The sequence below is a fragment of the Burkholderia pulmonis genome, assembly GCF_984667975.1.
In genome coordinates, this window is the sequence record NZ_OZ480188.1 from 323,363 (window position 1) to 342,535 (window position 19,173).

The 19,173-nt window shown below is 67.5% G+C and carries 13 protein-coding genes; 9 read left to right on the plus strand and 4 right to left on the minus strand.

Annotated features, from left to right (window positions below):
- Positions 1-79 precede the first annotated feature (79 nt).
- The gene (locus AC5LXK_RS33300) at positions 80-1,492 is read right to left on the minus strand and encodes an MFS transporter (protein ID WP_493394870.1); all 1,413 of its coding nucleotides are present in this window, start codon (positions 1,490-1,492) and stop codon (positions 80-82) included.
- A 131-nt stretch (positions 1,493-1,623) separates the two neighbouring features.
- On the minus strand, positions 1,624-2,547 hold the full coding sequence (locus tag AC5LXK_RS33305; protein ID WP_493394871.1) for a LysR family transcriptional regulator: 924 nt from the start codon (positions 2,545-2,547) through the stop codon (positions 1,624-1,626).
- A 118-nt stretch (positions 2,548-2,665) separates the two neighbouring features.
- Here AC5LXK_RS33305 and AC5LXK_RS33310 point away from each other — a divergent pair, with 118 nt between their 5' ends.
- From AC5LXK_RS33310 to AC5LXK_RS33345, 8 genes are all read left to right on the plus strand, one after another.
- Positions 2,666-3,244: a YceI family protein gene (locus tag AC5LXK_RS33310; protein ID WP_493394872.1), complete on the plus strand. Its 579-nt coding sequence runs from the start codon at positions 2,666-2,668 to the stop codon at positions 3,242-3,244.
- A 27-nt stretch (positions 3,245-3,271) separates the two neighbouring features.
- Positions 3,272-3,877 (plus strand): FMN-dependent NADH-azoreductase, encoded by a 606-nt coding sequence (locus AC5LXK_RS33315; protein WP_493394873.1) that lies wholly within the window; start codon positions 3,272-3,274, stop codon positions 3,875-3,877.
- Positions 3,878-3,913: 36 nt separating this feature from the next.
- A complete protein-coding gene (locus AC5LXK_RS33320) occupies positions 3,914-4,765 on the plus strand; it encodes a pirin family protein (RefSeq protein WP_493394874.1) in 852 nt (283 codons plus the stop codon).
- 279 nt (positions 4,766-5,044) lie between these two features.
- The gene (locus AC5LXK_RS33325) at positions 5,045-6,007 is read left to right on the plus strand and encodes an ABC transporter substrate-binding protein (protein WP_493394875.1); all 963 of its coding nucleotides are present in this window, start codon (positions 5,045-5,047) and stop codon (positions 6,005-6,007) included.
- A 72-nt stretch (positions 6,008-6,079) separates the two neighbouring features.
- Positions 6,080-7,594 (plus strand): sugar ABC transporter ATP-binding protein, encoded by a 1,515-nt coding sequence (locus AC5LXK_RS33330; protein ID WP_493394876.1) that lies wholly within the window; start codon positions 6,080-6,082, stop codon positions 7,592-7,594.
- Entirely contained in the window at positions 7,591-8,631 is a 1,041-nt protein-coding gene (locus tag AC5LXK_RS33335; protein WP_493394877.1) for an ABC transporter permease, read from the plus strand. Before AC5LXK_RS33330 ends, AC5LXK_RS33335 begins: the two co-directional genes overlap by 4 nt.
- Positions 8,628-9,731 carry a galactofuranose ABC transporter, permease protein YjfF gene (yjfF, locus tag AC5LXK_RS33340; RefSeq protein WP_493394878.1) on the plus strand — a complete coding sequence of 368 codons (1,104 nt, stop codon included), beginning with the start codon at positions 8,628-8,630 and terminating at the stop codon, positions 9,729-9,731. Before AC5LXK_RS33335 ends, yjfF begins: the two co-directional genes overlap by 4 nt.
- Positions 9,732-9,749: 18 nt before the next feature.
- Entirely contained in the window at positions 9,750-10,019 is a 270-nt protein-coding gene (locus AC5LXK_RS33345) for a hypothetical protein (protein WP_493394879.1), read from the plus strand.
- Positions 10,020-10,053: 34 nt separating this feature from the next.
- On the opposite strand, the gene AC5LXK_RS33350 is transcribed toward AC5LXK_RS33345, so the two are convergent.
- Entirely contained in the window at positions 10,054-12,402 is a 2,349-nt protein-coding gene (locus tag AC5LXK_RS33350; protein ID WP_493394880.1) for a sensor histidine kinase, read from the minus strand.
- Entirely contained in the window at positions 12,395-13,228 is an 834-nt protein-coding gene (locus AC5LXK_RS33355) for a response regulator transcription factor (RefSeq protein WP_493394881.1), read from the minus strand. The genes AC5LXK_RS33350 and AC5LXK_RS33355 overlap by 8 nt, the downstream gene beginning before the upstream one ends.
- A gap of 1,417 nt (positions 13,229-14,645) precedes the next feature.
- Between AC5LXK_RS33355 and AC5LXK_RS33360 the strand changes: the two genes are divergently transcribed.
- Complete coding sequence (locus tag AC5LXK_RS33360; protein WP_493394882.1) at positions 14,646-19,148, plus strand: YadA-like family protein; 4,503 nt, start codon at positions 14,646-14,648, stop codon at positions 19,146-19,148.
- Positions 19,149-19,173 lie beyond the last annotated feature (25 nt).

Here is a 19,173-nt window from a genome sequence, read left to right on the forward strand (position 1 = left end):
TTCGGTGAATCGCTTTTTTATTACCGTTCCTCTCTGGAACGGACGCTACACCGTCACCGTACTAAACGCGGGGAGCAGGTCACAACCCTGAACAATCTGCCCAGGCATTCGGCGAAACCTCGGCCGCCGACGGCCCGGCTGCGGCCGCTACCGATTCGTCCGCCAGCGCCCAGCGCTTCACGAGCGCCGCAATCACGAGCACGGCCACCGCCCCGGCGAGCGGCGCGACGGCCAGCAGCGGGAGAATCTGGCCGAGCCCCAGCCCCGCGCTCAGGAGGGCCGCGCCGGCAAACGCGCTGCCGATCGCGCCCAGCCGCCCGAACGCATGCATCCAGCTCAGGCCGGTGGCGCGCGCGACGGTCGGGTAGAAGCGCGCGGTCAGCGCGTTCATGCCGGTATTCGTGCCGGGAATGAACCAGCCCCACGCAAAGGCGAGCACCTGCAGGGCCCAGAAGGTCGACTGCATGCCGTGCACGGCCCAGAGCGACAGCGCCGCCAGGCAAAAACTCGCGGCGATCACCCGGTAGCGGTCGAAGCGATCCATCAGCCAGCCGATCGCGATCGAGCCCAGCGTGCCGCCCCAGTTCAGGAAGCCGACCATGATCGCGCCCTGCGCGCTCGTGTAGCCGGCATCCTTCGCCATCGTCGGCAGCCAGTTGTACAGCAGGTAAAGGACGAACAGTCCGACGAAATAGCACAGCCAGATCAGGGCCGTGCCTGCGATATAGCGCGTCGACAGGATCGTGCCGATCGCGCCGCCTTTCACCTTCGGCTGCGCGGGCAGGAAGAATCGCGTGTCGGCCGGCACGCGCGTGCGGCCGATCGCGGAAAGAATCCGCGCAATCAGATCGGGACGCGTGTGCCGCACCGTCAGGAACGCGACCGATTCGGGCAGCCAGCGCATCAGGATCGGCACGCAGGCCACCGCAAGCGCACCGCCTACCGTCAGCATCGTGCGCCATCCGTAACTCGGGATGATCCATGCCGCGATGAAGCCGCACAGGGCGGCGCCGACCGTGAATCCGCTGTAGACGACCGTCACGAGAAACGAGCGCCGGCGTTCCGGCACGTACTCCGACCACAGCGTCACGACGTTCGGCATCACGGCGCCGAGGCCGAGCCCGGTGACGAAGCGAACCGGCAGCATCGCCGCGAGCGATGTCGCGTGCGCGGTGGCGAGGGTTCCGACGCCGATGACCAGCACGCTCGCGACCAGCACGCGCTTGCGCCCGAAGCGGTCGGCAATCGGCCCGCCGAGCAGTGCGCCGGCGGCGAGCCCGAACAATGCGGCGCTGAGCACCGGCGCGAGTGCGCTTTTCGTGACGCCCCATTCCTTGATGAGTTCCGGCACGACGAAGCCGATGATGACGGTATCCCAGCCGTCCAGCGAGATCACGACGAACGTCAGGAAGCCGACCAGCCACTGAAACGGGCTGACCGCGCGTGCATCGATGAATTCCCGGACGTTGATGGATCGTTCTGCTGTCGGCATGGCTGTCTCCTGCGGTCGGGCACCGGGCCCTTGCATTGGCGTCGGGCGGTACCCGACGCGATGCCCGGCAGTGTTCGTGCGCCGAAATTCCGCGTCCAACAAGAAATTCCGTTCGCCGCGACAACGAAACGTTATCGGTCGGCCGAAGGTTCGGGGCACCCCGATATCCCCTCGGTGAGCTTCTCCAGCAGAAACTCGGCGACGGCCGTGACCGCGGGCGGCAGCGGCGGGCGGCTCGTATAGACGAGCTGCAGCCCGAGGCCGGTGCCGGAGCGTTGGTAGGACGGCAGCACGCGCACCAGCTTGCCTTCGTCGATCGCCGGTGCGGCGAGCAACTGCGGCACCAGCGCGATGCCGAGGCCGGCAACGCAGGCCTGCATGACCACGCGCATGTCGTTGACCGAGAAACGGCCGTCGATCGAGATCTCCTGTGTGCCGCGCGGCCCCTGCAGGCGCCACATGCTGCGCCCTTGGCGGCTCGACACCGTCAGGCAATCGTGGTCGGCCAGTTCGCGCGGCGTGCGCGGCGCGCCGCGTCGCTCGAGATACGCGGGGCTGGCGGCGAGGATCGTCGTGCCCGGCGCGATCCGGCGCACGCGGAAGCTGCCGCCGGTTTCGACGCCGATGCGCAGCGCGAGGTCGATGCGCTCGGCGATCAGGTCGGACGGCGTGTCGTCGAGCAGGAAGTCGATGCGGATCTGCGGATAGCGCGTGTAGAACTCGGCCAGCCATTCCAGCTTGAGCGCTTCGAACAGGCCGGCCATCGCCGCCACGCGCACGGTACCGGCCGGCTCCTGCCCGTCCGCATGTTGCCGCCCGATCTCGAAGATCCGGTCGAGCGCCGGCGCATAGCGCTCGAACAGCGCCTGGCCTTCGGTGCTCGGCGCGAGCTTGCGGGTCGAGCGATGCAGCAGCCGCGTGCCGATGTGCCCTTCGAGCTGGTCGATGCGCCGGCTCAGCGTATTGGCCGGCATGCGCAGGCGCCGCGCGGCCTCCGAGAAGCTGCCGGCGCGGACGACCTGGACGAACAGCGCGAGGTCATTCAGATCGAGCATCGGATTCCTCCAAAAATGGATTAATCAAATCCTGTTTATCCATCTAGTGTAGAGCGGATTCGATCTCCATACTGGTCTCACGCTACAGACGAACACCTGACGTCCCAAGGAGATTGAATTGAAAAAGCATCTGACGATCGCGATCGGCGCGCTTGCCGTATCGCTGTCGTTTTCCGCATTTGCCGCCGCGTCGACGTACCAGTTCGATCCGAGCCATACGTACCCGAGCTTCGAAGCCGACCATATGGGCGGCCTGTCGGTCTGGCGCGGCAAGTTCGACAAGTCGGGCGGCACCGTGACGCTGGATCGCGCGGCGAAGACGGGCACGGTCGACGTGACGACCGACATCGCGTCGATCCACACCGGCAGCGCGAAGCTCGACGAACACCTGCAGACGGCCGATTTCTTCGACGCGGCGAAGTTTCCGCAGGCCCATTACAACGGCACGATCAAGTTCGACGGCGACAGGCCGGTATCGGTGGTCGGCAACCTGACGCTGCACGGCGTCACGAAGCCGGTCACGCTGAAGATCGATTCGTTCAAGTGCATGCCGCATCCGATGCTCAAGCGTGAAGTGTGCGGGGTCGACGCGGCAGGCGAGTTCGACCGCAGCGACTTCGGCCTCGACTACGGCAAGCAGTACGGCTTCAGGATGAAGACGAAGCTGCTGATCACGGCCGAAGCGCTCAAGCAGTAATCCCGTCATCCCGTTCGGAACATCCTCATGAAACTCCTGCACATCGATTCCAGCATCCTCGGCCAGGGCTCGGTCAGCCGCGAACTGTCGGCGGACATCGTCGCGACCTTCCGCGCCCGCGATCCGGGCCTCACGGTGACGCACCTCGACCTTGCCGCCACGCCGATCGGCCATCTGACCGCCGACCACCTCGCCGCCGCGCAAGGCACGCCGGTCGACGATGCGCTGAAGGCGGACGTCGAGACCGGCCAGCTTGCGCTCGACGCATTCCTCGCGGCCGACATCGTGGTCGTCGGCGCGCCGATGTACAACTTCGGCATCCCGTCGCAACTGAAGGCGTGGATCGACCGCATCCTGGTGGCCGGCAAGACCTTCCGCTACGACGAGAACGGGCCGGTCGGCCTGTGCGGCGGCAAGAAGCTGGTCATCGCATCGTCGCGCGGCGGGGTGTACAGCGCAGGGTCGCCGGTGGCATCGCTCGATTATCAGGAACCCTATCTGAAGGATGCGTTCGCGTTTCTCGGCGTGACGGACATCACGTTCATTCGTGCCGAGGGCGTCGCGATGGGGCCGGACAAGCGCAGCGGCGCCATGGCTTCGGCGAAGGAAGCGACGGCGGCCCTTGCCGCCTGACGCAACGGGCCGGATGGCGGCCACAGGAGAACCACCATGTCGAATACGCTCGATTCCGCTTCGGCGACCACCGTCGCCCGCCGACGCGTCGTGTTCCGTACGCACGGCGACGCGCACGGGCCGGTCGTCCGGATGGTCAGCCCGTCCGACGTCGGCGAGATCATCAAGCCGTTCGTCTTTCTCGACCTGATCGACACGCAGGCGCCGATCGGGCGGCCGGCCTTCGGCTGGCATCCGCATTCGGGAATCGCCACGCTCACGCTCGCGATCGACGGTCACGGCACCTACGCCGAATCCACCGGCCATGAAGGCACGATGGAGGCCGGCGACATCGAATGGATGAGCGCGGGGCGCGGCGTCTGGCACACGGGTTCCGTGACGCCACCGGTCAAGGCGTTCCAGTTGTGGGTCGCGCTGCCGCCGGAACGCGAGCTGGCGCCGGCGTTCAGCCAGCACCTGTCGATCGACGACATCCCGACGGACGGCCCGGCCCGCGTGCTGCTCGGCCGCCATGGCGACGCACTCAGCCCGATCGATGCGCCGCCGGGCATCAACTACCTGGTCGTGCAGCTGAAGGCCGGCGAACGCTGGACCTGCCGGCCGCCGCACGGGCATCGGGTCGGCTGGGCCGCCGTGATGGACGGCAGCCTGCGCACGCCGGATCCGGTCGGCCAGGGCGAACTGGTCGTGTTCGACTCATCCGGCGCGGCGATCGAATTCGAGGCCGTGGCCGATGCGCGCTTCGTGGTCGGTACGGCGATCCCGCATCCGCACGATCTCCATCTGGGCCATTACTCCGTGCATACGAACGCCGCTGCGCTGGTCGACGGCGAACGTGAAATCGTGCGTATCGGCCGTGAATTGCGCGCCAACGGTGTGATGCGCTGATCCGGCGCGAAGCGATCGTTTCCCGTCCGTCCGCCGAATCCCGACACGGCCGGCGCATTCCCCGAATGCGCCGGCCTTCGCGTGTTTAGGTGTTTATACGTATGCCGATTCCGATATCGCCCCAATCCAATATTTCATTGGAAGGTTATCGGGCTTGTTCCTAGACTGATGCGGGGCATGCAGACCGGCCGCCCGGGCCGGCGCCGCCCCGATCCGCGCGAGCGCCACGCAGAAACAGAACAGCGCCGCGGCAGACAACGACATCATCGGAGACGGACCATGACATTCATCAGGAAGCTGGCGGCCGGTGCGATCGTCGCCGCGGCGACGGTACTCGCGCCCGGCGCGTTCGCGCAGCAAAAGCCGATCACGCTCGGGTTCTCGCAGGTCGGCGCGGAAAGCGCGTGGCGCACCGCGAACACCGTGTCGGTGAAGGGCGCGGCGAAGGATGCCGGCATCAACCTGAAATTCTCCGATGCGCAGCAGAAGCAGGAGAACCAGATTCGCGCGATCCGCTCGTTCATCGCGCAGAAGGTCGACGTGATCGCGTTCTCGCCGGTGGTCGAATCGGGCTGGGAGCCGGTGCTGACCGAAGCGAAGGCCGCGCACATCCCGGTGATCCTGACCGACCGCGCGGTCGACGTGAAGGACCCGTCGCTGTACGTGACGATGATCGGCTCGGATTTCCTCGAGGAAGGGCGGCGCGCGGGCCACTGGATGGAAGAGCACTACAAGAACGATCCGGGTCCGATCAACATCGTCGAGCTGCAGGGCACGGTCGGTTCCGCACCGGCCAACGACCGCCGCGCGGGCTTGCTCGAAGTGATCAGGAGCAATCCGAAATTCAAGGTGATCGCATCGCAGAGCGGCGACTTCACGCTCGCCGGCGGCAAGCAGGTGATGGAGGCGTTCGCGAAGACCTACGGCAAGCAGATCAACGTCGTCTACGCGCACAACGACGACATGGCGCTCGGCGCGATCCAGGCGATGGAGGAAGCGGGGATCAAGCCCGGCAAGGATGTGAGCGTCGTGTCGTTCGACGCGACGAAGGGCGGCTTCCAGGCGATGGTCGCCGGCAAGATCAACGTCGACGTCGAATGCAGCCCGCTGCTCGGCCCGCAGCTGATGAGCGCGGTGAAGGACGTGGTCGCCGGCAAGTCGCTGCCCAAGCGCATCGTCACGAACGAGACCGTGTTCCCGATGAACGTCGCGGCGCAGGTGATGCCGACCCGCAAGTACTGAGCCGGTACGGACAGTCCCGCATGGGCGGCGGCGTGGCGGCCGCCCGGATGGCAACCGCTTCGAGGAGCGTTCATGACGAATCCGCCGGTGGTCGAGATGATCGGCATCGACAAGTCGTTTCCGGGCGTCAGCGCGCTGCAGCGCGTGGACTTCCGGCTGTTTCCGGGCGAGATCCACGCGCTGATGGGCCAGAACGGCGCGGGCAAGTCGACGCTGATCAACGTGCTCACCGGCGTGCATGCGCACGATGCGGGCGAGATCCGCGTCGGCGGCCGGGGCGTGCGCTTTGCCGCGCCGCGCGAGGCCGAGGCGGCCGGGATCCAGACGCTCTACCAGGAGGTGAACCTGTGCACGAACCTGTCGGTCGCGGAGAACATCTTCGCGGGCCGGCAGCCGATGCGGCGCGGCGCGATCGACTGGCGCGCGATCCATGCGGCTTCGCGCGCGGCGCTGGCCGAACTCGACCTGTCGCTCGACGTCACGCGCTCGCTCGACGCGTATCCGATCGCGGTGCAGCAGATGGTTGCGATCGCACGCGCCGTGTCCGTCGATGCGCGCGTGCTGATCCTCGACGAGCCGACGTCGAGCCTCGACGACGGCGAGGTCGCGCGGCTGTTCGACGTGCTGCGCCGCCTGAAGGCATCGGGCATCGCGATCCTGTTCGTCACGCACTTTCTCGAGCAGACCTACGCGGTGTCGGACCGGATCACCGTGATGCGCAACGGCGAGCGCGAAGGCGAATACCTGGCGTGCGACCTGCCGGTCGACGCGCTGGTCGCGAAGATGACCGGCCGCGAACGGATGTCCGATGCGCTGCAGGCGGGCGCCGTGGCCGTCGGGCGCACCGCCGGCGACGCGGCGCCGTTCCTGTCGATGCAGCAGGTCGGCCGGCGCGGGATGATGAGCGCGCTCGATCTCGACGTGCGCCCGGGCGAGATCGTCGGGCTGGCCGGGCTGCTCGGCTCGGGGCGCACCGAAACCGCGCAGCTCGCGTTCGCCGCCGAGCGCCCGGACACCGGCGCCGTCGAGATCGACGGCGCGCGCAAGCGGCTCGCGTCGCCGCACGACGCCGTGCGGCACGGTATCGCGTACTGCCCGGAAGACCGCAAGAAGGAGGGCATCGTCGCCGCGCTGTCGATCCGCGAGAACATCGTCCTCGCGCTGCAGGCGCGGCGCGGCTGGTGGCGGCTGATCGGGCGGGCGCGCCAGCGCGAGATCGCCGATACGTACATCGAACGGCTCGGCATCAAGGCGCGCGACGCGGAGCAGCCGATCGGGCTGCTGTCGGGCGGCAACCAGCAGAAGGTGCTGCTCGCACGCTGGCTCGCGACCGACCCGAAACTGCTGATTCTCGACGAGCCGACGCGCGGCATCGATGTCGCCGCGAAATTCGACATCATGGAGCGCGTGCTCGCGCTGTGCGCGGCGGGGCTCGCGATCCTGTTCATCTCGTCGGAGATCGGCGAGGTCGTGCGTGTGAGCCACCGGATCGCGGTGCTGCGCGACCGGCGCAAGGTGGCCGAACTGAGCGGTGCCGACGCGTCCGAGGAGCAGGTGTACCGGCTGATCGCGGGAGGCCAGTCATGACGCGCTTGCGCTCGCTGTTCGGTCATCCGCTCGCGTGGCCGGCGCTGACGCTCGCGCTGCTGTTCGCGCTCGACGTCGCGCATCGCCCGGGCTTCCTGTCGATCTCGCTGCTCGACGGTCACCTGTTCGGCGCACCGGTCGACATCCTGAACCGCGCGGCGCCGCTCGTGATCGTGTCGCTCGGGATGACGCTCGTGATCGCGACGCGCGGGATCGACATCTCGGTCGGCGCGATCGTCGCGATTGCCGGCGCGGCCGCCGCGATCGTGCTCGATGCGGACCCGTCGCGGGTCGGTGCGGCGCTCGCCGCCGCGCTCGGCGTCGGGCTGCTGGCCGGCGCATGGAACGGGCTGCTCGTCGCGTTCGTCGGGATGCAGCCGATCATCGCGACGCTGATCCTGATGGTGGCCGGGCGCGGCGTCGCGCAACTGCTGACGGGCGGCCAGATCATCCCGATCGGCGCACCCGGCTACCTTGTGCTCGGCGGCGGCTATCTCGCGACCGTGCCGTGCGCGGTGTGGATCGCGATCGCGACGATCGCCGCGACCGCGCTGCTGGTGAACCGCACGGCGCTCGGGCTGTTCATCCGCGCGATCGGCGTGAACCCGGTCGCGACGCGGCTCGTCGGGCTGCGTTCGGGCGCGGTCGTGTTCGGCGTGTATCTGTGTTCGGGCGCGATGTCGGCGCTCGCGGGCATCCTCGCGAGCTCGAACGTGCGCAGCGCGGACGGCAACAACGCGGGGCTGCTGCTCGAACTCGACGCGATCCTCGCGGTGACGCTTGGCGGCACGTCGCTGCTCGGCGGCCGTTTCAGCCTCGCGGGCACGGTGCTCGGCGCGCTGATCATCCAGACGCTCACCTATACGACCTATTCGATCGGCGTGCCGCCGGAGGCGACGCTCGTCGTCAAGGCGGTCGTCGTGATCGTCGTGACGCTGATCCAGTCGGACGCGGCGCGCGCGCTGGTCGTCCGGCATGCGTCGCGGCTGCTGTCTTCCGCGCGTTCGCGCGCCACCACCGGAGCGACGCCGCGATGACCCGCTTCCTTGGCCGGCTCGCCGATCCGCGCACGCTGCCGATCGTCGTGACGATCGTGCTGTTCGCCGCGCTGTTCGGCTTCGGGTCCGTGATGTACACGGGCTTCTTCTCGATGCAGGTGCTGACCGGGCTGCTCGTCGACAACGCCTTCCTGCTGATCGTCGCGATCGGGATGACGTTCGTGATCGTGTCGGGCGGCATCGACCTGTCGGTCGGTTCGGTCGTCGCGCTGACGACGATCTTCTGCGCGGTCGGCGCCGAGCGGCTGCACTGGCCGGTGTGGGTGATCGTGCCGCTCGTGCTCGCGTTCGGCGCGCTGTACGGCGCGGCGATGGGCGCGCTGATCCATTACTTTCGGCTGCAGCCGTTCATCGTCACGCTCGCCGGCATGTTTCTCGCGCGCGGCGCGTGCTTCCTGATCACGACGCAGTCGATCACGATCGACGAGCCGGCGTTTCATGCGATTGCGGGCATCAGCGTGCCGGTCGGCGGCGGCATGCTGAGCGCGGGTGCGCTGATCGCGCTCGCGACGCTGGCTGCCGCAATCTACGTCGCACATTTCACGCGCTTTGGCCGCAACGTGTATGCGATCGGCGGCAACGAGCGCTCGGCGCTGCTGATGGGGTTGCCGGTCGCGCGCACGAAGGTCGGGGTCTACGCGCTGAGCGGCTTCTGTTCGGCGCTCGGCGGCGTGGTGTTCACGCTGTACGTGCTGTCCGGCTACGGGCTGCAGGCGCAGGGGATGGAGCTCGACGCGATCGCCGCGACCGTGATCGGCGGCACGCTGCTGACGGGCGGCGTGGGCTACGTGGTCGGCTCGGTGTTCGGGGTCGGCATCCTCGGCACGATCCAGGTGCTGATCACGTTCGACGGCACGTTGAGTTCGTGGTGGACGCGGATCGTGATCGGTGCGCTGCTGTGCGTGTTCTGCGTGCTGCAGCGGGTCATCGAGCGGCATGCCGCGCGGCGGCGCACGGGTGGCACGGGGCTCGGCACGCTGCGGCCGGCACGCGACACGTCGCCCGCGCGGCCGGCGCCGCCCGGCGAAGGGGCCGCGCTGGTGGCGACGATGCGGCGATTGCAGGGCGACGGATCATGATCGGGCGGGGAGAGCGGGATGAAGCGCGCTGACGCGACAGCGGGCGGTGCCGATGCGCTGACCGTCGAACCTGGCCACCGGCCGCTGCTCGATCTCGGCGACGCGCGCGATTGCCGGATCGTGGCCGACGCACTGCGGGTGCTGCTGCGCGAGCGCTCGGAAGCACTGGCGTTCGCGATGCGGGTGGCCGACGAACACGGCCGCCCGCGCCCGGATGCCGGCGAATTCGGGCTGACCGACATCATTCGCCTGGCCCGTGTCGTCGAGCGGGCCGATCGCGAGCATTAGCGGGCGTCGGCGAAAGAAGCGAGGGCCCGCGCGGTCAGGCCGGCCCGGCCGTGTCCGTCTCGGCGTCGAATGACGTATCGGCGACGCGTGCACGCTTCAGCGAGCCGGCCAGTTTTTCGATCGCGTGCAGGTCCAGCGCATCGAGGTGCTCGCGCACCTGCTGCACGAAGGCCGCGTAATCCGGCTCGTCCGCCACGTGGCCGAGCCATGCCTCGATATCCGTGAGCCGCCCGTCGCCGGCCAACTGGATCAGTTCGTCGAGCGCTTCGTCGGGCGGGGCCGCGATCGGGGGCGCGGCGGGCGCCGGCCCGGCATCGTCGGCCGGATGAAACCGCCGGACGAGCTCCGACGCCGGCACGAGCGCGTGCCCGACGGCCGGTGCGATGATCGCGAACGAGAACGACGTGCCGACGCCCGGCTGGCTGGCGACGGCCAGCTCGCCGCCCATCGCACCGACGATGCGCTGCGCGATGAACAGGCCGAGCCCGGTTCCGCCGTTCACGGCCTGCACCTGCTGGTACGCGCGGAAGATGTCGCGGGTGCCGCTGATGTCGATCCCGATACCCGTATCGGCGACCTCGAACAGCAGGCGCCACGCGTCGCCTTCGCGCGACGCATGCACCGACAGCGTGACCGTGCCGTCGCGGGTGAACTTCGACGCGTTGGACAGCAGGTTCAGCAGCACCTGCTGCAGCCGCATCCCGTCGATCGACACCGTGCGCGGCAGCGGCGTGGCGGGCCGGTAGACGAACCGGTTGTCCTGCTGCGCGCTCAGCGCGAGCGCGTAATGGCCGAGATCGTCGAGCAGGCCGGGCAGGTCGGTCGTGTCCGGGGTCACGCCGAGCGGCTGCAGCTCGGCCTTCGTGAACGCGAGCAGTTCGTCGATCAGCGCGAGCTGGTAGCGGATGCTGCGGTCGATCGACCGGATCAGCCGCGCCTGGCTGTGCGTCGCGCTTTGCAGCAGCAGTTTCGCGTAGCCGTTGATCGTGGACAGCGGCGCGCGCAGGTCGTGGCTGACGTAGCCGAGCGTCTCGATCTTCTGCTGCATGTGGGTCGTCACCTGCTGCAGCGCGTCGTTGAGCGCGACCGTGCGTCTCGCGACTTCGTCGCGCAGGCGATCCTGTTCGGTGAGCTGCCAGTGTTCGAGCCGCTTGCGCGCCTCGGTGCGCTGACGGCCCACGTGGTGGATCCATGCGGCCAGCACCAGCAGGTGCGTGGCAAGCCCGACGATCGCGATGACGGGGTTCGGGTAAATGTCGGATTTCAGCCAGGACAGCATGGCGGGGAGCGCGCTCATGCCGTCGAGCACGCGGATCAGCATGTTGAAGGTGGCGAACGCGACGGCAATCAGCATCACGCGGCCGGTCGGCGTGCGGCGGATCGCGAGCAGCAGCGCGAGGCTGATGTTGACGATCCCCAGCACCGCGTTCAGCCGCAGGCAGAACCACGTGAAGGTCAGCAGGTCGCCGCATGCGGCGCCGGCCATGCCGACGCATTCGAGCGCGAGGAATGCCATGTAGACCGCGCGCATCGGCAGCTTCGCCTGCTCGCGCCGGGCGACCATCAGGATGAAGACGATGAAGCTGGCGAGCGCCACGTAGGCGAAGATCACCTCGCCGCGCGCCGACCATTCGCGCAGCGCCGGCGGCAACGCCATTGCCGTATAGCCGCGGTAGGCCGCCTCGAACAGCGTCGTGCCGAGCGCCATCGCGGCCAGCACGTGGAACACGCCGCTGCGCGAAAAGAACCCGATCAGCAGCGCGCACCACATGAGCGCGAGCAAGCCGCCGAAGAAGCCGAAATCCCACATCGTCGCGCGCCGTTCCAGCGCATCCCAGGCCGCACGGGTGAACCCGGCCGGCGCGAGCCGCATTTCCTTGCGCGACGTGACGCGGATCAGCACGGGCATGCTTTCGCCAGCGGGCAGCGTGACGTCGAGTGCCGGGTAGCGCGACGGTTGCCCGCCGGCATCGCTGTCGACGCCGCCGGCAGGGAAGCGGCTGTCGAGCGTCCACCGGCCGTTCCGGTCGACATAGAAGTCGGCGTGGTCGATGCGCGCGTCGCGAATCACCAGTACCAGCGGACGTGCAGCGCTGTCGCGGTTGGTCAGCGTCGCGTGGACCCACCATGCCGACCGCGAGAACTCGACGTTGAACGACGATTTACGCTCTGCAGGCGCTTCTTGACGTTGTTCGGCGAGCCGCGCGGCGACCTGTTCGGCGGTCATCGTCGCGCTCGCGTCTTCGAATACCGACACGGCTTCCAGTTGGGCGGGGTTCGGCGTCGATGCCGCGCTGGCCGTCGCGCAGGTGACGGCCAGCGTCATCAGAAGCAGCAGCAACGCGCGCCATCCCGCCGCCCACGGCGCGAATCGCCTAGGCATCGCCGTGGTGCCCCGCCGGTGCGGCCGGCGCGTCGACCGCGTGGCGCTGGCGCCGCCAGTCCGACGGCGTGATGCCGAAGCGTTCGCGGAACGCCGTCGCGAAATTGCCGGGCGTGGAAAAGCCGATTTCCTCGGCGATGTCGCCGATGCCCATCGACGTTTCCGACAGGAAGTGCATCGCGGCGCGCAGGCGCGTGTCCCGCAGGTATTCGAATACGGTCTGGCCGAGATGGTCACGGAACACGCGGGACAGCCGCTTTTCGTGCGTGCCGACCCGCTTCGCGAGATCCTCGAGTGCCGGCGGATGGCGCAGGTCGCGCAGCAGCACGTCGGCCGCCGCGCGCACGAGCGCGGCATCGGGGTTGTCGGGCAGTTCGGGCAGGTGCGCGAACGGCTGGCTGCGCCGCGCGCGTTTCAGGTGATTGCGGATCCGCGCAATGACTTCCGTCGGCTCGAACGGCTTGACGATGTAGTCGATCGCGCCGGTTTCGAGCCCCGCGATGCGATCCTCGAGATCGCCCGCGGCCGTCAGGATGATCACCGGAATGGTCTGGGTCGACGGGGTCGACGCCAGCAGCCGGCAAGCGGCGAACCCGTCCATGCGCGGCATGCGGACGTCCATCAGGATCAGGTCGGGCGCGATCGCCTGTGCGCGGTGATAGGCCTGCAACCCGTCGAACGCCACGCTGATCCGGCATTGCGCGGCGCGCAGGATTTCGGTCAGGAGCCGCAGGTCGTTCGGGCGATCGTCGACGACGAGAATATGTGCGCCAGCGAGATCCGGCGTGGTGCGAGGCGACGCCGGACTGGGCAAGCGGGATGACATGGTTGCGAACGCGTTGGAAGAGTGGCCGGTCGGATAGGAGGCATCGCTATCTGGTCAATTGTTGCAAAAAATTATATGCCGACTACCGCGTCGGTTGCGAGGATTCCGTGCGGCGCGTGTGGGCTTGTCGGGCCGACGTTGCGTGCATGTCACGGTGACGGCCGGATTCATGAAAAAAAGTCGGAAAAATGTGCCGCGCCGGGTTTATTGATTTCGGTCTTTATTTCCGTTTCAATGATTTTGTCGATCGAATTGGCCTGAATGAAGAATCTGCGCCTTAAATATCGAGAAATTGATTTTGGCGGTGTAAATCGATCCATCAATTCCTTGGCTTCCTGATTAAGAGTTGGTTGATCGTCGACCTGTATTTATCTCGCATGTAAATCGGATTTCATGCGAATGTGTATGAATGTAAATGCCGTCCGCCGGGGAAAAGGGTTTGTCCGCTCCGGAAAAGGTTTGTTTGGACGAATGCCGGCACACTAGCCCCGGCGCGGCTGGAATCGGTTCTTTCGATGTGTCGGGTTGCCGCGGAAGGTGTAGTCTCGTCGCTTCCATGGTATGCGATATTCAATGTGACATTGAGTGATGGTATTCCCATATGATGGGAATGATGGGAATGCGGTGGCAGGAGAATAACAGGCACGAGGATAATGCAAACTTTATAATTCGCCGAATGATTTGATATACAAGAAGAGTGGCGGGTTCGTGGGGTTTGTTCGGTTGCAAGGCATCGGACGAGAAAAAATCGTCAAGCAAATGAGATCGATTAATTCGATGTCGGGGTCGTTCGGCAAGTCGCCGGTTTTTCCGGAAATCCGGAAAAACCGGTCGCAGGCCGGGCGGAAACAGGGGTGAGTGGCTTCGCGTTGACGGCCTGGCAGTCTGATCGATCCGGGGGCGGTCGCGTGCGGTGCGCTGTCGAATCAGGCGGGTACGAAAAATATGAGCACGACAAGCATGGCAGGTCAACGCACCGGGTCGATCGATCCGGCGGCACATGCTTCGCCCCCGGGGGCTGCACGGCATCATCCTCCCCCTGAATGAAACGTGACGGGCCGCCCGCAATGCGGGCCGGTACGTGTCCGTCCGGCGTCTGAACGACGCTTTCCGATGCAATTCAACGTTGCCGCAGGTTCGGCGCGACGGCGTGCGCGCGCTCGTTCGCGATGCGTCGCGCGTCGTGTCGCCGCCAGGCCGGCAACGTGGGCTTCCATGATTCGATAGCCGGCGATCGGTTGTGCGATCGCGATGGGTATCGAAGGTGTCGGGCGACGCTGTTCGTCCATTTAGTTAGTGATACGAAGTGATAAACGAGGCGTCGCGTCACGGGTAAAGACGAAAGAAGGTGCGTCCTATGCCCGGTGCCGTGTTTGCGATTGCGTCATCCAGCACATGAGAACCGAGGGAAGACAAGATGAACAAGTCGTTCAAGTCGATCTGGAACGAAGCATTGGGAGCCTGGGTTGCGGCTTCGGAGCTCGACCGCGCGCGCGGGAAGCGTGTCGCGTCGTCGCGTAGTGCGGCGGAGCCTGCCGTGAGCGCGGAGGGGGCGACAAGCGCCGGTCCGCTGTCGATGCCGTCTCCGCGTCGGCTCGTCATGCTGATGGCATCGGTGTATCTCGGGCTGTTCCAGGCCAGCGCGCATGCGCAGTATGCGCAGGGCGGCGGCTCTGCAACGGGGGGCGCCAGCTCGATTTCGATCGGCGTCGGCTCGGTTGCCACGCAGGTGAATTCAACGGCTTACGGCAATCTGTCGTCGGCATCGGGGGTGTCGTCCACCGCGCTGGGCCCGGGCGCGAACGCGACGAACGACAACACTACGGCCGTCGGCATCAATGCTCATGCGACCGGCGCCAACAGTACCGCGCTCGGCGGGCTGGCGACCGGTAGCGGGGATTATTCGATTGCCGTCGGCTATCTCGCGAGCGGGACCCAGACGGGTTCGGTTGCGATCGGCAATCAGGCGACAAGTTCGGGCGGCGCAGCGGTGGCCGTCGGGAGCGGTGCACTGGCGAGCGGCAATTCCGGTGTCGCGATGGGTGTCAACAGCGGCGCGAAGGGCGCGACGTCGATTGCGATCGGCTGGGGCGGAACCGCCGGCGTACCGGGATCGGGCACCCAGTCGCTCGGTTCGAGCTCGGCTGCGCTGGGCTCGAACGCAACGGCCGGCGCCGATTTCGCGATCGCGTTCGGTACGAATGCCAATGCGTTGGGTGTCGGTTCGATCGCGCTGGGCAAGCTGGCGACGTCGACGGGCACCAATGCAACGGCATTCGGCAGCAGCACGACGGCAGCGGCAGCGTCCAGCGTCGCGTTCGGCGATACCAGTTCGGTTGCCGCGGCGGCGGGCACGGGCGCGATCGCCGGCGGCCACAATTCGACGGTCCTGAGCGGCACCGGCGCGGTGGCGCTCGGCGAGAGCCAGACGGTGAGCGGCAACGGCGCGGTGGCGATCGGCGATCCGAATGCCGCGACCGGCACGGGTGCGGTCGCAGTCGGCGCGAACAACACGGCGAACGGGAACGGCGCGCTGGCGATCGGCAATTCGAACAATGCGCAGGGCATCGGCTCGATCGCGCTCGGCAACACGTCGACGGCGGCGGCGGCGGGCGCGCTGGCGTTCGGCGCGTCCGCCGTGGCGAGCAATGCGGGCGATGTCGCGCTCGGCTCGGGCTCGACGACCGCCGCGCCGAATCCGACGGCCAGCGCGGTGATCGGCGGCGTCACGTACAACTTCAAGGGCACGACGCCGACCAGCGTCGTCAGTGTCGGCGCGCCGGGTACCGAACGCCAGGTCACCAACGTCGCGGCGGGGCGCATCGATTCGGCGAGCACGGATGCGATCAACGGGTCGCAGCTTGCCGCGACGAATACTGCGGTCACTTCGTTGTCGACGTCGACGGCGTCGAGCATCACGTCGTTGTCGACCGGCGTGTCGTCGCTGTCGACGGGCCTGTCGTCGGTCGGCAGTTCGATCACGTCGTTGTCCACGTCGACTTCAACCGGCATCAGTTCACTGTCGACGGGCCTCAGTTCGACCAACAGTGCGGTGACGTCGTTGTCGACGTCCGCCTCGACGGGCCTGTCGTCGGTCGGCAGTTCGATCACGTCGTTGTCCACGTCGACTTCAACCGGCATCAGTTCACTGTCGACAGGCCTCAGCTCGACCGACAGCGCGGTGACGTCGCTGTCGACGTCCACGTCGACGGGCCTGTCGACGGTTAGCAGCTCTATCACGTCGTTGTCCACATCGACATCGACCGGCATCAGCTCGTTGTCGACGGGCCTGAGTTCGACCAACAGCGCGGTGACGTCGCTGTCGACATCCACGTCGACGGGCCTGAGTTCGACCAACAGCGCGGTGACGTCGCTGTCGACATCCACGTCGACAGGCCTGTCGTCGGTCGGCAGCTCGATCACGTCGTTGTCCACGTCGACATCGACCGGCATCAGCTCGTTGTCGACGGGCCTGAGTTCGACCAACAGCGCGGTGACGTCGCTGTCGACCTCGGCATCGACGGGCCTGTCGTCGACCAACAGCGCGATCACGTCGCTGTCCACATCGACCTCGACCGTCGTCGGCTCGCTGTCCACCGGCCTCAGCTCGACCAACAGCTCGGTCACGTCGTTGTCCACGTCGACCTCGACGGTCGTCGGTTCGCTGTCCACCGGCCTGAGTTCGACCAACAGCTCGGTCTCGTCGCTGTCGACGTCGACGTCGACGGTCGTCGGGTCGTTGTCCACCGGCCTGAGTTCGACCAACAGCACGGTGACTTCCCTGTCCACGTCGGCGTCGACGGGCATCAGCTCGCTGTCCACCGGCCTGTCGAGCACGAACAGCTCGATCACGTCGCTGTCGACGTCGACGTCGACGATCGTCGGCTCGCTGTCCACCGGTGTCGCATCGCTGTCGACCGGCCTGAGCACGACGAACAGCAGCGTGACGTCGCTGTCGACCGCGACGTCGACGAGCATCGGTTCGCTGTCGACCGGCCTGAGTTCGACGACCAGCTCGATCACGTCGCTGTCGACGTCGACCTCGACGATCGTCGGTTCGCTCTCCACCGGCCTGTCGAGCACGAACAGCAACCTGACGTCGCTGTCGACCGCGACGTCGACGGGCATCGGCTCGCTGTCGACCGGTCTCAACTCGATCACGACGATCAACAACAATCTCGGCAACAGCACGGCCGGCGGGCTGGGCGGCGGGGCCACCTACGATCCGGTGACCGGCACGGTTTCGGCGCCGTCGTACGTCACCTACAACAACAACGGCACGACGACGGTCAACCACAGCGTCGGCTCGGCGATCGACAACATCAACGCACAAGGCATCAAGTATTTCCACGCGAACTCGACCGCGCCGGACAGCCAGGCACTCGGCGTCGACAGCGTCGCGATCGGCCCGAACGCGGTCGCGAAGGTGGACGGCAGCATCGCGCTCGGCGCCGGCTCGGTGTCGGATCGCGCGACGGTGCCGGCGTCCGGCACGATCCGCAACGGCAGTGCGTCGATTCCGTTCAATACCACCGACCAGACGTTGCTGGGCGCGGTGTCGGTCGGCGACGCGACGAACAAGACGTATCGCCAGATCACCAACGTCGCGGACGGCACGGGCCAGCAGGACGCGGTGACCGTGCGGCAGCTGGCGGGCGCGCTGCAGTCGTTCGCGGTCACGAGCCAGAAGTATTTCCACGCGAACTCGACCGCGGCCGATTCGCTCGCGGTCGGCACGGACTCGGTCGCGGTCGGCCCGACGACGGTCGTCAATGGCGACAACGGCGTGGGGATCGGCAACGGCGCGATCGTCGAGGCCACCGCGCCGGGCGGCGTCGCGATCGGCCAGGCGGCGAGTGCCGCGCAGGCCGATGCGCTCGCGCTCGGCAGTGCGGCGACGGCCACCGGCGCGCAGTCCGTCGCGCAGGGCGCCAACGCGGTCGCGGCCAGCGTCGGCAGCGTGGCGCTCGGGTCGGGGGCGCACAGCACGGCGACCGATGCGCTCGCGCTCGGCGCCGGAGCGTCGGCAACCTACGCGAACAGCGTCGCGCTCGGCGCCGGTTCGCTGACGACAGTTGGCGCGCAGACGAACTACATCGCGTACGGCCTGAGCAGCCCGCAGTCGTCGGCCGGCGAAGTCAACATCGGCAACCGGCAGATCACCGGCCTCGCGGCCGGGAAGAGCGGCACCGATGCGGTGAACGTGTCGCAGCTCGACTCGGTTGCCAACCAGCTGACGACGCTGATCAACCAACGCACGTCCAATCTCGGCGGCTCGTACACGTCGAATCCGAACGGCACGAACGTGCCGCCGGGGCCGACGGGGGCGAACTCGTCGGCGGGCGGCTCGGGCGCGGTCGCATCGGGCTCGAACAGCACGGCGGTCGGCAACGGCTCGCTCGCGTCCGGCAACGGCTCGACCGCGATCGGCGTGGGCTCCACCGCATCGGGCAGCAATTCGGCCGCGATCGGCACGGGCAGCAACGACGGCGGGCGCTCGAACGTCGTCGCGGTCGGCTCGGCCGATTCGGCGCGCCAGGTCGTCAACGTCGCGGCCGGCACGCAGGGCACCGACGCGGTCAACGTGAACCAGCTGAACGCGAGCGTCGGCAACACCCTGTCGCAGGCGAACAGCTACACGGACGGGCAGGTCGCCAGCCTGCGCGGCAGCCTCGACAGCTACCGCCGCGACGCGGACGGCGGCACGGCGACGGCGATGGCCGTGGCCGGCCTGCCGCAGCCGTCCGGCCCCGGCAAGAGCATGGTCGCGCTGGCCGGCAGCGTGTATCGCGGCCAGTCGGGGCAGGCGCTGGGCATTTCGACGATTTCGGAGAACAACCACTGGGTCTACAAGGCGGCCGTTTCGACCAACACGCGCGGCACGTATGGCGCGGTGGTCGGCGCCGGGTATCAGTGGTGAGCCGCGGCCCGCGCCGTTTCCCTTC